Raw genomic sequence first — 15826 nt, 5'->3', positions numbered from 1 at the left:
TTTCACAAATTAGGCATCTCATCCTCTTTTCACCCATTCATTCCCCTAATTTTCAAAAACTTTCCTTACCTTTGCTCGATTTTAAGAAGTTTAGAAAAAAATATTTATGATGAATCCGATTACAAAGAGTATCGATTTGGGTGATGGAAGGACTATCACCATTGAAACCGGAAAATTAGCAAAACAAGCAGACGGATCTGTAATGCTACGCATGGGTGATACCATGTTGCTGGCTACTGTGACCGCTGCAAAAGATGCTAAGCCGGACGTTGATTTTATGCCTTTACAGGTAGAGTATAAAGAAAAGTTTGCCGCATTCGGTCGTTTCCCGGGAGGTTTCCAACGCAGGGAAGGTCGTGCGTCAGATTATGAAATATTGGTTTGCCGCTTGGTCGACCGCGCACTTCGCCCGTTATTTCCGGACGACTATCATGCTGAAGTATTTGTTAATGTCATCTTATTCTCGTCGGATGGTAAAGATATGCCCGATGCATTGGCAGGGCTTGCAGCATCTGCTGCTCTTGCTGTTTCCGATGTGCCTTTCAATGGTCCTATCTCGGAAGTAAGGGTTGCCCGTATCGACGGAAAATTCGTTATCAATCCGACATTCGAACAACTAGAACAAGCAGACATGGACATCATGGTAGGTGCTACCATAGATAATATCATGATGGTGGAAGGTGAAATGAAAGAAGTTTCGGAAGCCGAAATGCTTGAAGCCATTAAAGTGGCGCACGAAGCTATCAAGGTACAGTGTCAGGCTCAGATAGAACTGATGGAAGCTGTGGGCAAAACGGTAAAACGTGAATACAGCCACGAAACGAACGATGAAGAGCTTAAGAAAGATGTATGGGCTAAATGTTATGACAAGGCTTATGCTGTAGCTGCATCGGGAAATACAAACAAACACGAACGTGGCGATAATTTTGCTGCAATCGTAGAAGAATATAAAGCAGGTCTTACCGAAGAAGAGCTTGCCGAAAAAGGCACTCTTATTTCTCGCTACTATCACGATGTAGAAAAAGAAGCAATGCGCCGCTCCATCCTCGATGAAGGCAAGCGCCTCGATGGACGTACAACTACAGAGATCCGCCCTATATGGAGCGAGGTAGACTATTTGCCAGGGGCACATGGTTCGGCCGTATTTACACGTGGAGAAACCCAGTCTTTAACTACAGTGACACTGGGTACAAAACTGGACGAAAAGATCATCGACGATGTACTGAATAACGGGAAAGACAGATTCCTATTACATTATAATTTCCCTCCATTCTCGACAGGAGATGCCCGCCCACAACGTGGTGTAGGACGCCGCGAAATTGGTCACGGTAATCTTGCACACCGTGCATTGAAACCGATGATACCTGCCGATTATCCTTATGTTATCCGTGTAGTATCAGATATTCTTGAGTCTAATGGCTCTTCATCTATGGCTACTGTTTGTGCAGGTACGCTTGCATTGATGGATGCAGGGGTGAAAATCAAAAAACCTGTTACAGGTATCGCTATGGGACTTATCTCTGAAAATAAAGGAACTAACTATGCTGTACTTTCTGATATACTTGGAGATGAAGACCACTTAGGAGACATGGACTTCAAGGTATGCGGAACCAGAGATGGTATTACTGCTACTCAGATGGACATAAAGGTAGACGGACTTTCGTACGAGATACTTGAAAAAGCATTGAACCAGGCGCGTGCAGGACGCCTGCATATAATGGACAAAGTTACCGAAACATTGGCTGAACCTCGTCCAGACCTGAAAGACAACGCTCCTCGTATCGAAGTTATCATTATCAATAAAGAATTTATTGGAGCCGTTATAGGCCCCGGTGGCAAAATCATACAAGGCATACAGGAAGAAACCGGTGCAACTGTTACCATCGAAGAAATTGACGGATACGGCCGCGTAGAAGTTTCTGCAACCAATCGCCAGTCTATTGAGGCTGCTGTAGCTAAGATAAAAGGCATTGTTGCCGTTCCTGAAGTTGGAGAGGTCTACACAGCTAAAGTCCGTTCGGTAATGCCGTATGGTGCATTCTGTGAATTCCTTCCGGGCAAAGATGGTTTATTACATATCTCTGAAATCTCATGGGATCGTATAGAGGATATGGAAAAAGCCGGATTGAAAGAAGGTGACGAAATAGAAGTGAAACTGATCGATATCGATCCTAAGACAGGTAAATTCAAACTGTCGCGCAAAGTGCTTCTTCCTCGTCCTCCTCGTCCTGAAAAACCGGTACAGAAGAGAAACGAAAACGAAGGAGAAAATAATTAAATTTATATATCCGCATAAAAATGAGAGCGGCTTCAATATTGAAGCCGCTCTCATTTTAAGTATATTACATACATTTAATCATAAAGCAAATATACGATAGCCTAAAAGCTCATGCAATGATATTTGTTTTAGGCTACTTGTGTTTGCTGGTTTATCTAGTCCATATTGAGTACAAACATAATCGAAAGCTATAGTATAGGCAACTTTATTCTTTGTACTTATCATGTAAATATTATCATTTTCTCTACACGTATAATATTCATATTCAGGATTATTCATATTTAAGATATTTGTATTATACTCAAAATCTTTTTTAGGTAAAGTCTGTATAACTTCTGTTATATTCAAGTCATCATATATTGAGGGCACATGCATGTAATAATGCTTAGCCTTAACTTTAAGCCCAGCAAAGAATCCTTTCTCCTTGTCTATCATTTGATTAAATACTGCTTGAATATTAGCCTGTGTTACAGACATACCCGGCAATGTTATTGCCCCCACCCGAATATAATCATTATATTTGGTTACAAGGAATAACGAAGCAAATCTCATATCACTATCCCCATAAGTCTCTAAATATAAATATGGCTCAGTCAAAACCTTAGTTTCATTTGTCATGCTTGAGGTTAGATACCTTCTTGCCTGCTCTTTTAAGTTTTCTTCATATAAGAAATCATAGAATGGTACAAGCCCTTCCTCTCCTATTTTAGAAATAACTAATAAATTTTTATTCTTCAAAGATTGTGCCCAGCCTCCAAAATCAATTTCGGAAAGGTTGTCAATACTGACAGGGGGTGTGAATTTGGAAAAAGACATATCACCACCAAAGGTTCTATAAGATATATTTATAGATGAAAATTTCTTATCTCGTGAATTTGAATTTGAATTACTCTTGTGAAGAGTAAGGTCTATATTCCCATTTACATCTTTATATGATAAAGTAAAGTGAATACTATCATACATTGCTTTTGATCTATACTCATAATTTTCATGCGAAGTAAATGTTCCTTGATATAAAGCTGTCAGAATTCCTCCGGTTTCAACACCAGTTACTAAAAAATTACCATAAGACCTTAGTAAGTCCGTCATGTGCGTTGAATATAAATCCTTTTTAAATCTTGCACTATAAAAACCTGTTAAATCCTTATTTAAAGCCTCTCCTGTATTGATCCGATGTAAAGAATCTCTGTAAGCCATATCTAATTGTCCATAAACAGCTTTAGTTGTATCAATTATCAATTTATTGAAAACTTCTGTATATTTCTTTTTACTTCCAAAACCAAAGATGCTTCCTATTATAGGTATGTTTGTGAGAGAGAAACCTCCTTTCACCACTTTTGATACACTTTCAGATTTAGCATAGGCATTAAAATCTGTGAATGTCGCAATATCGGGAGCCCAAGAATTAATAAGCATAGATGTTTTTATATCATATTCTTTATTAGTCTTTCCTGCTTCAATAATTCTATTTATATCTAGTATTTGATAGCTTATATTAGTTACATCTATTAATGGTAATGTTATAGGCTTGTACCCATATCCCAAAAATTCATATTTATATATAATATCACTTTTCGTGACAGCATCATCGAGGTGTCTATTAGAATCTAAATTTAGCGGATAGTCAGGGTTACGATCTTTCAACAAAAACTCTTGAGTCTTAATATTGTCTACCTTTTCTATAAATTCATGTTCATTAGAACAGGAAAATAAGCATAATAGAATGACTATCAAAGGAATAAATGCTTTTCTCGTAATTTATTTATTTTTTATATAAGGTTAAATAATCACTTTTTTCTGCGGATATGATTTTCTGTAATTGTATATTCTTTTTTGTAGATATTGTAAAATGCCAAAGACCATCAACTATCAATTTGTCACTATCACCATAAATATTATAAAATCTTATCTCTCTATCCACGATTGAATATTCGAATAAACAAGAAAGATTTTCTTCACGATTTGAATAACAGTATCCTTCCTGCTCAGAATCAAAAGAGAGTAAAATCTTCTCTTCTTTTCCATCTATATTAATTGTTCCTTCCCAGATAGTTTGTGATAAATCTTTGCTGTTCCATACAATGTCCGGAGAATCATCGTCACCAGAACAACCCAATAAGGAAAAGGAGATTAAAGTTAATAGTAAAAATTTAACTGAAATTTTGAGGTTGAAATTAGTTTTCATAACAAGAATATTAATTTTATAGAGTTAATATGAATAAGAATTTTATTTATCTTATCACCAATGATTCATAGGATATTTCAGTTTCAAATATTCTGAAAATAAGTTGCTTGAAAAAATTGAATAGCAGTTAACTGACAATCATTCGTCTCAAAACTCATTATATATAATATTCAATTGCTAAATACTATATAAACGCCTAAACATCATGCCATAAACGTTTTATGCTTATACAATAGCATATAAATCCAGACAAGAATCTCCAAAACATTAAAAATGAAAAATTCCTTTTTGTTAAAACTTTATCCCACGAAAGTTTTAAATTAATTAATTTTGGCAGGTCTTCTGACTCACTTCATCTTTGAACGCCCTTCCCATTCAATGCGAACAGTGGTTTGAGTATTGTTCAAAGATTTTGATGAAGCTTACAGCAGCGGGTCTGTTCAGGATTTTCACTTGATTCCCTTTTCGCCATTACCCGAGAATACAGGCAATGAAACCAAAATCTACGCCGCAAAGCTAATATCTATTTTACAAAAAACCAAAACATTTATTAACTAAAATTTAAATAATTTCTAAATAGCTACTCAGTATATAGATAAATTACTTTTGGAAAAACACAAAAGTACAAGTATGCCGCGTGTTTTTCCCTTCAAGCAAAAAGAACAAAGAAGCCGATACATTATGTCTCCAATATGGCAAGAAGAGCCACTAATATATAACCAAATAGCTCTTTAGATTTATCCATTTACAGAATAAAAGTCATATTATCCCGACAAGAGATAAGACATTAACCACTGATTATCAATGAAAAATAAATTTATTGTTATAAAAAAGACCCATATCCGGAAGCGGTTAGAGAGTTTGACATCTCTTTTATCTATATATTTGTTTAAGCAACTTTTGTAAATACTCTGTGTGTGTGAGTATTTGTATAGCTTAAATGTTAACCTTAAATTCTTTTCTTCTTCCATCTTATTTATACTATTCTTCTAACCTTAAAAAGAAAAAAGGGATAGTATATATTGTTTGTTATCATTCAATATAAAAACGCTGTAACTTTTTTTCTTTTAAAAATAAGGTCGTACTTTTGCACACTAACTGATTAAAGTTATTACAAATAAACTAATTCGATGAATTTTGTTGAAGAACTAAGATGGAGGGGCATGATACAGGAAATCATGCCGGGTACGGAAGAACAACTGCAAAAGGAACTGACTTCGGGCTATGTGGGCATAGACCCTACAGCCGATTCACTTCACATAGGCCACCTTGTGAGCGTGATGATACTGAAGCATTTCCAGCGTGCAGGGCATCGTCCGATAGCCCTTGTTGGTGGCGCAACAGGTATGATCGGAGACCCTTCTATGAAGTCGGCCGAACGTAACCTACTAGATGAAGCTACGCTTCGCCACAATCAGGAATCGATAAAGAAACAACTTGCGAAGTTTCTCGATTTCGAGTCTGATAAACCCAATGCTGCTCTGTTGGTAAACAACTACGACTGGATGAAAGATTTCTCTTTTTTGAACTTTATCCGCGACGTAGGTAAGCACATCACTGTGAATTATATGATGGCTAAAGAATCCGTAAAAAAACGTCTGAATGGAGAAGCCTCAGAAGGGATGTCGTTTACAGAGTTTTCATATCAGCTGATGCAGGCTTATGACTATCTTCACTTATATAAAACAGAGGGTGCACGCATTCAGATGGGAGGCTCCGATCAATGGGGTAACATCACTACCGGAACAGAACTTATCCGCCGCACTGTAGGAGGAGAAGCTTTTGCGTTGGTTTGTCCATTGATAAAAAAAGCCGATGGTACAAAATTCGGTAAAACCGAGTCGGGCAATGTATGGCTTGAAAGGAAATATACTTCACCTTACAAATTTTACCAGTTCTGGTTGAATGTAAGCGATGAAGATGCTGAAAAATACATTAAGATATTTACAGCACTCAGCAAAGAAGAGATCGAAGCTTTGGTTGCAGAACAAAAAACGGCACCACATCTCCGCCCGCTACAAAAACGGCTGGCAAAAGAGGTGACCATAATGGTTCACTCCGAAGAAGACTTTGAGATGGCTGTTGAAGCATCGAACATCCTTTTCGGGAATGCAACAGCCGATGCTTTCAAGAAGCTGGATGAAGAAACATTCCTACAGGTGTTTGAAGGTGTTCCTGCTTTCGATATCTCTAAGAAAGAGCTTGCTGAAGGGATAAAAGCAGTGGACTTACTGGCTGAGAAGACAACAGTTTTCCCATCGAAAGGAGAAATGCGTAAAACAGTTCAGGCAGGTGGTGTAATGATAAATAAAGCGAAATTGGAAAACTTCGATGATGTTATAAATACATCCTCACTGATAGCCGGAAAATATATTATTGCACAAAAAGGAAAGAAAAACTACTTCCTATTGATCGCGAAATAAATTATTATTACTTTTGTATTCGCAAAAGTAATACTGTCTCATGGTGTAATGGTAGCACTGCAGATTCTGGATCTGCCTGTCTAAGTTCGAATCTTAGTGAGACAACAAAGCAGATAAACAAAAAGAATTAAGTCCCTGATAATTAATTATTATTAGGGATTTTTATTTTAGTCCGTTATCCTAAAAAAAATAATATAGGGTTTTCGATAAAGCCAAAGGAAGATGTATCTTTGAAGTTGCTAAACAAAAAGAAATATGTATCCAACAGACATTACTGAAAACCCAATGACAATATCCTCGGATATTATTGATAGACAAAGTGTAAATTAGACGGGGAGTAGTACAACAGGAACAATAGATGTAAGCAGAACAAAATCATTAATCTTAATTAGAAAAAATGAGAAATATATTTATACTGCTGACGATGATTTTAGTAGGTACATCTTGTGTAAATAAATCTCAAAAATCTGATTTACATCCGACTAAAGAGACTTATAACAATGTTGATGAATATCTTTCTTCTTTTAGGAATCTGGTAGAAATAGAAGGAAACAATAAAAATGTTCAATTTATTTTTTCAAATAAGCCATGGCCTAAGATATTTAATGAGAATACTTATTGTTGTATCTTTATTAATAATAAATTAGCTTTTAACGGAAAAATAGATGATGAAATTATAGTAGATATGTCTCTTTTTAGTAAAGAGAGCATACATCTTTCATTAATATTTTTAGTACTAAAAAAAGATGGGAAGTATGAAGTTTATAGATTGAGTAACAAAACAAAGATTTTTTGGGAAGATGATTACAGATATATCTTTACTTGTCTTTTCCCTACAAATCAAAATATAGACCAGGTGCAGTTTTTTCCAATAAAGAAAGATACTTTTTATTGATCCATTACCTTATACAGCAATAAAGATTTAAATCCACTAAACATCTTCCTGCCAACATTATTATTAACTGGCATAAAAATTATCAATACAGAAAGAGGGAAAGAAGCAGAGGTAATAAATGGGTTTCTGCTGTGATGATACACCGCAGACTAAATCCTTTCCCTTTATTCGCGTAAAATCAGCATTCGAGGAGAGGGTGAGACTCAATTCCGGTCTGTGTGCAGCAAAGCAAAAAAACGACTACCTTGCAAGCAAGGTATGGACAAGATGTCCGCACCAGCGAGAAACAGTCAACAGTTAACAACAATAAATGAGTACAATCAGCCAGATTCTAGTTAAAAAGTAACAAGTAAAAACAATTGCAAATCTGTTACCTTTGTTACCTTTTTACCGATTGATACTTGTCTGCTTTGTCAGGTTTTAGTTAAAAACTAGTGTACTAGATTATAGAGTTAGCTATACCTTGTTCCGCTGAACGATATTTCTAGTATACTAGAGAAAGGAAAATTTAGAACTAGCAAGCTAGTAGACTATAGACTATAAACTAATAAACTTGTAAGAAATGTAAGGTTTTAGTTAAAAACAGTATTTCTATTATTTACTTACTTTATCTTTGCTTAAAATATTTAGAAACTATGACACTGAAAGATAAACATATCGTATTGGGTATTACAGGGAGTATAGCCGCTTATAAGGCCGCATCACTGGCACGTTTGCTGATAAAAGCAGGCGCAGAAGTGCAGATCGTTATTACTCCTGCCGGAAAAGAGTTTATCACCCCCGTAACCTTGTCAGCCCTTACAGGCAAACCTGTGGTGAGCGAGTTCTTTACGGCCAACGACGGTACATGGCACAGTCATGTAGATCTGGGGCAATGGGCAGACCTCATGCTGATAGCACCTGCTACAGCTTCCACGCTAGGCAAGATGGCAAACGGCATAGCAGACAATATGCTGATCACTACATACCTTTCTATGAAAGCGCCTGTGATGATAGCGCCTGCTATGGATTTGGATATGTTTGCGCATCCTTCTACTACACGTAACATGGAGTTGCTCAAGTCATACGGAAACATCATGATAGAGCCAGCTGCCGGAGAACTGGCCAGCCATCTGATCGGTAAGGGACGTATGGAAGAGCCTGAGAAAATTTTATCTATAGTAGAGGATTTCTTTACGAAAGAGTCGTCACTCTCAAAAAAAAAAGTGCTGATAACAGCGGGACCTACATATGAAAAGATAGACCCGGTACGGTTTATAGGTAACTATTCCTCTGGTAAAATGGGATTTGCCCTTGCCGAAGAATGTGCCCGTCGGGGTGCGGAGGTCACCCTCGTTGCCGGCCCTGTTTCGTTGAAGGTGAACCATCCGAATATCACCCGAATAGACGTAGAGTCTGCCGAAGAAATGTATAATGCCTCTGTAAAAGCCTTTCCGGAAATGGATGCAGCTATACTCTGTGCCGCAGTGGCCGATTTTCGCCCGTCGGAACAATACGCAGAAAAGGTAAAACGTGGAGAAGATCTGTTGACTATTTCTCTTGTGCCGAATAAGGACATTGCCGCTTCGCTCGGTAAGATGAAGAAAACTAGTCAGCGCCTTATCGGATTTGCATTAGAAACCAATGATGAGGAAACCAACGCACTAAAGAAAATAGTGAAGAAGAATCTCGACTATATAGTGCTGAACTCATTGAATGATGCAGGAGCAGGATTTAAATACGATACGAATAAGATAACTATCTTAAATAAGAATGGGGAACGTACAGACTATCCGTTAAAGACAAAAAGAGAAGTTGCCTCTGATATTATAGACAAAACCTTAGAATAATGCATCGCAGGCAGGCAGCCTGAAAACAAATCGCTCTTTATACTTGTTCAATAAGGATAGACGGAACAAAACTAACGCTGTTTGATGGCTATAAAAGGGCTCAGAATACCGAAGATTCTTCTTCTCATACTCACACTGCTAATTGTGGGAGGATTTGCTGTAAACTGGTACATGACCTACCGTCTGCAATCAAAATTGAATGAGCGCCTTAGCGAGGAGGTACTGAAAGCCACAAACGGATTCTATCGCTGTTCGTTCGATAAATTATCTGTAGGCTTTTTCTCGGGAGAACTTTCTATTCAGGGGGTTGAACTAAAGCCCGACTCAGTCGCACTTGTGCAATGGAAGAGTGGTGATAGTCTACCCGAAGTCTACTATAACATTCATATCGGGGAAATCCATTTCAGAGGTATAAACCTCACATGGCAGAAAGACTATACAAACCTGCATTTCAGCTTATTCGAACTAAAATCGCCTGATATCAAGGTTGTTCAGCCTGTCTTATCGTATGTGCAGAAAAAAGAAGAGTATCCGGGCAAAGACCTGAGAACATTGTATGAGGTTGTTTCCCCCTATATTGACGAACTGACCGTTAACCGTATAAAACTGAGTAACGCTAATGTGCATTATGTGGTTGAAGATTCGGTTTCACCTGTTATCTATGGACTGAAAGGGGCTAATTTCAGGGCTTTCAATTTTCGCTTAAATAAAGACTCTTACAATTCGGGAAAACTGCTTTACTGTGACCATTTCGAGTTCGAGGCAGATCAGCCGCAACAGCTTCTCTATAGTGATCAGCTGATACTGGAGACTCAAAATATAAGGCTGAGCACAATCAAGTCTTTGATGAGCATCGAGGGAGTTCATATTGCACCGGAAGAAAGTTTCTGGAACAACAGGATGCATACCCCGGGCGGATATATAAAGGCTGAGATAGAGTCGGTTGCTCTGAAAGGAGTTAGTTTCAAAAGGGAGAATGCTGAGAATTACCTTCATGCCACATCGTTCGATATAGCGTCTACCGATATACAGTATTATAGTGTGAGAGGTGAGACACCGCAGAAGGTAGAGAAGGATAAATTACAGATAACCGATACAATAAGTGATCAAACATGGTCGCTATACAGCATATTGTCACCCATCCTGCATAGTATATCTATTGACAAGATAGGAATTGAAAAGACAAAGTTCAACTATACATTGACTCAGAAAGGATATACGGATATTTACACACTTTATCATTTTGATTTCCATGCGAATAACTTTCTTGTAGACTCGCTTTCCGAGCAGCAGAAGAAGTTCTGGTATGTAGACAATTTTACCCTGACCGGAGATAATATTAATGGGCTGATGGAAAGCAATAACTCAAACATCAGTGCCAATAGTTTATACCTGAGCACAATAGATAGTAGCTTCCAAATATCAGATATCACAGTAAAGCCATTATCCTTAAGCTCATCTAAGGACTATATGTCAGGTGGAATCAAGCAGATAGGTATAGAAGGGCTCGATTACGATAAGGGGGTTTCAGCCAGCCAGCTCCGGATCGACTCCTTCAATATTGATTACTACAAGGTTACTCAAAATGTGCCTAAACAGCCAAAGAGTAAGGGTTCGGAAAAGCCGGAAGACATACTGGATATGTTTACCCCTTATGCCGACTATCTGTCTGTCAGGAATATCAATCTGAAAGATGCAAATATCACCTTTCATGACAAGACGATGAAAGAGACATATCGTCTGCAACATCTTAATTTTTATGCTACAGAGTTCCTTATTGATGAGCAGACCAGAAGAGCATCGCGGTATCTGTTTACATGCAATGACATCGGGCTGTCCATTAAAGACTTTGACAACCTGCTGCCGGGAGGTTATTACCGCTTACAGGTGAAGGATGCTGATATTTCTACGCTGACCGGAAAGTTGAAACTGGAAGATGTAAGGCTTGTGCCTCAGACAGCGACATGGACAGATGTGCCTGATACATATTACGACTTTAAGACATCATTGATAGACATTCGTGGCTTTAATAATGAAGCCTATGCAAATAACGAAGCTATACAGGTAAAGTCTTTTAAGATGGCTTCACCCGACATCAGGATTGTTAAGACAGGCGCATCAACCGAACAAAAGGATACTACTAGTAAAGGGCTTCTTTCCAAAATAAGCAGGCTATTTGCTGATACCATAAATATTATGGGGGCAAAAGTCACTCTGTTAGATAAGGTGAAGAGCGATAGTATAAAAGCCGATCTCTATGCTTTAAACCTAAGGTCTTTGGATTGGGTTCCTCACAAAGGATTGGATGTAAAAGCACTTATACTGCAATCTCCTGTGATCTCCAATATTTCACATGAAGCAAAAGAAGCTGAACAGGCAGATAAGAATCAGTCATTGGATATGTTAGGGAAGCATGTTAATATCGAGACGTTTGTTATAACTAAGCCTCAGTTTAGCCACCAACAGTCTGATCTGAAACTTCTGTTTAAAACAGAATCATTTAACTTCTCTGGATTGCACTTGACAAAGCAGGATAAGTCAGTACTAGCCCTTACTTCTGTGAGTCTGGTAAAGCCATATCTCGATATTGATGAGAACTACCGGGCAAGAGTGGACACTACATCAGATAAGTCTTCCAATTCTAACCTGTATGCAATGCTAAGGCCTTATGTAAATGAAGCTTCTATTAAGGATATCAATATCTCAGATGCAAATATCAATTATAACCATGCATTGGATAAAAGGGTAGTCAAACATCGGACTATTAATAAGACCAACCTCAATATAGGTAATCTGACACTCAATACCGATCTGGGTGAACTGGATATGGACGACTTTCGCTTTAATACGACAGACCTCAGATTTCCTATCATGGATGGGTTTTATACACTGGCTTTTGGCAGGATAGAACTGGATAAGAAACAAGGTAAGGCACAAATATCCGGTATGCACATGATTCCCGCATACCCCAAAATGGAGTTCTCGTATAATCACCCGTTACACAAGGACTGGTTCGATGTTAGCGTAGGTAATATATCACTCTCTGGGGTAGATTATCCATTGTTCTTCAAAAGCAATATTCTCAAAGCATCCAGTCTGGATGTGAGTAAGGGCATGCTTTTGAATCTAAAGAATAAGCAGATATATACCCCTCCCAAGATGCAGCCGATGATCTATACGAAAATACAGGAACTACCTTTCGGGCTGGATATAGCTAAAGCTAACATCTCCGATTTCTCCGTTGTGTACGAGGAACTGCCAAAAGGCGGTACAGAGACAGGTAAGATTCTCTTTAGCAACATGAACGGCAGCTTCTCCAAGCTTACCAATATAGCCTCGTATCCCGAAGAGTACATGCAGCTCGACATTGATGGACGCTTTATGGATAACGGGCATTTTACAGCACAATGGGATATCCCTGTCAGTGCAGACTATGACTGCTTTGTGCTGGATGCCCGGCTTAAAGACTTTGATCTGAGAGAGCTCAACCAGATATTCCTGCCATTGGCAAAAGCCGAGATCACAAAAGGATTCATAAATGATTTCCGTTTCAGAACTGAAGCTACCAGTATGGATGCGCATGCTGATATGCTACTCCTGTATAATGACCTTAAGCTGAGTATCCTCAAAGATACCGAGACGGAAGAGCCTAATAAGTTCCTGACCAGTATGGCAAATATGATTGTCAGGTCAAATAATCCTAACAAGCCTAAGTCGAAACCGCGTGAGGCGAATATCTATATAGAACGTGATCCTTATCACTCCTCATTCAACTACTTCTGGCAGATTATACAACCGGCTGTAGTGGAGTCGGTTGGTGTATCGCAAGGAAAGCAGAACCGATTGAAGAAGGTTGCAGGCTTCTTTACCAAAGTGAAGAACTTCTTTAGTGGAAAGAAAGACAAAGAAGAGAAGCCTCAGGCTCTACCTGAATAACCGTCCCTGATAGGTCTCCCTTTCGGCAAAGCGTTTGAGTACCTTAGCGGTAAACTCGAAGTTCTTCAAACCCCAGTCGGGAGCGATCAGAAGCTGCTTTGGCGACTGAGAAATAAACCGCTCTATTATAAAGTCGGGGTTCAGCCGTTCTGCAAAGTCGATACACAGATCGATATAATCATCCACCTCAAACAGGTCGAACCAATCGGGATGCTCCCTGTGCTGCTTTGCCATCACTGTGCCTTTTATCAGTTGCAGCTGATGTATTTTCAGTGTAGTCAGTGGTAGCTTGGATACGACATCTGCGTGTCCCAGTATTGTTTCTCTACTCTCGTGCGGTAACCCCAGAATAAGGTGTGCGCCTGTGTAGATTCCTTTCGCTGCCGTTTTACGTATCGCTTCCTCACTTTCGGCATGTGTATGCCCCCTGTTTATAAATTCCAGAGTAGCATCCTGTGTCGATTCCAGTCCATACTCTATGATGAGGAAAGTCCGTTTATTCAGTTCCGCAAAATAGTCCAGCAATTCATCCGGCATACAGTCGGGGCGAGTACCTATAATCAGCCCGACAACATCGGGATAAGCCAGTGCCTCTTCGTACAGAGCTATCAGCTTATCTATACTATCATATGTATTTGTATAAGACTGAAAATATGCCAGATACTTCATGTTTGGATATTTGTATGAGAAGAAGGCTATACCATCTCTCAGCTGATCGCTGACCGATCGTTGTTTACCTCCATATCCGGGACTGAAACTCTGATTGTTACAGTAAGTGCATCCGCCTACTGCTTTCGATCCATCCCTGTTGGGGCAGGTAAAACCTGCATTTACAGAGATCTTCTGCACCTTGTAGGGGAAGTGTTGTTTAAGAAGTTCTCCAAACTCCTTGTAGAATTTGTTTTCCATCCTTGTGGTCACTTTATTGTCACTTCCCTGCTACCATCTTCCAATGCTTTTATATATACATTTACAGTATCGTGCGGCAAAAGGTCTTCTACTTTTTCCGGCCATTCTATAAAGCAAAGGCTTCCACTATAGAAGTAGTCTTCATAGCCAAAGTCATAAGCCTCTTCTATCTTGTTTATCCGGTAAAAATCGAAGTGGTATATAAGTTCACCGCTATCGGAGCGATATTCATTTACAATGGCAAAAGTAGGGCTGTTTATTGTGTCCGAAACACCCAGATTTTCACAGATAGACTTTATAAAAGTTGTCTTACCTGCACCCATCTCACCCCGAAAGGCAAATACAGTATTGTCGCCCATACCTTTTATAAATTCGATGGCTGTTTCGTCTATTTTGTCGAGAGATTCTATTTTCAGTGTCATTGTTTCTAAATATTTTAAGCAAAGATAAAGTAAGTAAATAATAGAAATACTGTTTTTAACTAAAACCTTACAAAAATTACACATTTGCCAGTTTTATCGTTTTAGCTACACTTTGTTGACTCCATCGATTCTTCGAAACAACATTCAGCAAAGCTTATTCATTATTTAACTCATAACGATTCTTACATATAGATAAATTTACAGGGAAAGAATAACCTTAGACTAGAATTTCATTTGTACCCTCTGTATTATATTCAATAACATTTGTTTATAACACATTTTATAACGAAATTTGTCGATTATAAAGAATGATTCTAGATAAGAAACTGTCGCAAACGATGTCGAATACAAAGAAAGTATTGGCTGTAGCCGAAACATCATATATCATCCGTAAGGGTCTGGTCTATGTTTTATCCCAGTTGTCGAGTGTGGGTAAAGTTGTAGAACTGAAAGAAATGGAAGATATAAATTACCAATTAGATATATTACAACCCGATGCAGTCCTCATAAATCCGATGTTGCTCGGGCACTCATCGAGGCAGGATGTAAGGCAGCAACTTAACCTGGAAAAGAAAACGGCTGTCATAGCATTGGTATATAATCTGATAGATGAACAGTTCTACCGGTCGTATGACGGGATTATTAAGATAAACGATTCGGAATCGAAGATAGAGGAAACACTTGATAAATGCCTTAATAAAGATCAAAGTAATCAGCCCGATCAGGAAGAACTGAGCGACAGGGAGAAAGAGATATTGATAAGCGTGGTGACAGGAATGAGCAATAAGGAAATCGCAGACCATCACAATATTTCGATACATACAGCCATAACACATCGCCGTAACATAACCCGCAAGCTCAAAGTGCATAGTATATCGGGGCTTACCATATATGCGATAATAAACAAACTTGTGGATATCTCCGAAATAAAATATCAGGATGAATAAAA

The 15826-nt window shown here is 38.5% G+C and carries 10 protein-coding genes and 1 riboswitch; of the genes, 6 read left to right on the top strand and 4 right to left on the bottom strand.

Features of this window, described 5'->3' with window-relative positions:
- Nucleotides 1–106 precede the first annotated feature (106 nt).
- The gene (gene pnp / locus M2448_RS00690; RefSeq protein WP_280644329.1) at nt 107–2278 is read left to right on the top strand and encodes a polyribonucleotide nucleotidyltransferase; all 2172 of its coding nucleotides are present in this window, start codon (nt 107–109) and stop codon (nt 2276–2278) included.
- A gap of 78 nt (nt 2279–2356) precedes the next feature.
- Here the strand turns inward: pnp and M2448_RS00685 are convergent, their stop codons facing one another.
- Complete coding sequence (locus M2448_RS00685) at nt 2357–4012, bottom strand: MAC/perforin domain-containing protein (protein ID WP_280644328.1); 1656 nt, start codon at nt 4010–4012, stop codon at nt 2357–2359.
- Nucleotides 4013–4040: 28 nt separating this feature from the next.
- Nucleotides 4041–4463: a hypothetical protein gene (locus M2448_RS00680; protein ID WP_280644327.1), complete on the bottom strand. Its 423-nt coding sequence runs from the start codon at nt 4461–4463 to the stop codon at nt 4041–4043.
- A gap of 314 nt (nt 4464–4777) precedes the next feature.
- A riboswitch (cobalamin riboswitch) is annotated at nt 4778–4979 on the bottom strand.
- 614 nt (nt 4980–5593) lie between these two features.
- Between M2448_RS00680 and tyrS the strand changes: the two genes are divergently transcribed.
- The 4 genes from tyrS (at nt 5594) to M2448_RS00660 (ending at nt 13546) form a co-directional block, all read left to right on the top strand.
- Entirely contained in the window at nt 5594–6886 is a 1293-nt protein-coding gene (gene tyrS / locus M2448_RS00675) for a tyrosine--tRNA ligase (RefSeq protein WP_280644326.1), read from the top strand.
- A gap of 397 nt (nt 6887–7283) precedes the next feature.
- Nucleotides 7284–7781: a hypothetical protein gene (locus tag M2448_RS00670; RefSeq protein WP_280644325.1), complete on the top strand. Its 498-nt coding sequence runs from the start codon at nt 7284–7286 to the stop codon at nt 7779–7781.
- A gap of 635 nt (nt 7782–8416) precedes the next feature.
- The gene (coaBC, locus tag M2448_RS00665; protein WP_280644324.1) at nt 8417–9610 is read left to right on the top strand and encodes a bifunctional phosphopantothenoylcysteine decarboxylase/phosphopantothenate--cysteine ligase CoaBC; all 1194 of its coding nucleotides are present in this window, start codon (nt 8417–8419) and stop codon (nt 9608–9610) included.
- Nucleotides 9611–9694: 84 nt separating this feature from the next.
- On the top strand, nt 9695–13546 hold the full coding sequence (locus M2448_RS00660; protein ID WP_280644322.1) for a hypothetical protein: 3852 nt from the start codon (nt 9695–9697) through the stop codon (nt 13544–13546).
- On the opposite strand, the gene M2448_RS00655 is transcribed toward M2448_RS00660, so the two are convergent.
- Both M2448_RS00655 and tsaE read right to left on the bottom strand, forming a co-directional pair.
- Complete coding sequence (locus M2448_RS00655; RefSeq protein ID WP_280644321.1) at nt 13535–14455, bottom strand: TIGR01212 family radical SAM protein; 921 nt, start codon at nt 14453–14455, stop codon at nt 13535–13537. The two genes, M2448_RS00660 and M2448_RS00655, sit on opposite strands and share 12 nt — an antisense overlap.
- An 8-nt stretch (nt 14456–14463) precedes the next feature.
- Nucleotides 14464–14877 carry a tRNA (adenosine(37)-N6)-threonylcarbamoyltransferase complex ATPase subunit type 1 TsaE gene (gene tsaE, locus M2448_RS00650; RefSeq protein WP_280644320.1) on the bottom strand — a complete coding sequence of 138 codons (414 nt, stop codon included), beginning with the start codon at nt 14875–14877 and terminating at the stop codon, nt 14464–14466.
- A gap of 308 nt (nt 14878–15185) precedes the next feature.
- Between tsaE and M2448_RS00645 the strand changes: the two genes are divergently transcribed.
- Nucleotides 15186–15824 carry a LuxR C-terminal-related transcriptional regulator gene (locus tag M2448_RS00645; RefSeq protein WP_280644318.1) on the top strand — a complete coding sequence of 213 codons (639 nt, stop codon included), beginning with the start codon at nt 15186–15188 and terminating at the stop codon, nt 15822–15824.
- Nucleotides 15825–15826 lie beyond the last annotated feature (2 nt).

Source organism: Dysgonomonas sp. PF1-14 (assembly GCF_029892965.1).
GTDB lineage: Bacteria > Bacteroidota > Bacteroidia > Bacteroidales > Dysgonomonadaceae > Dysgonomonas.
Note: the sequence above shows the minus strand (reverse complement) of the source record. Positions and strands in the feature narration are given on the sequence as shown.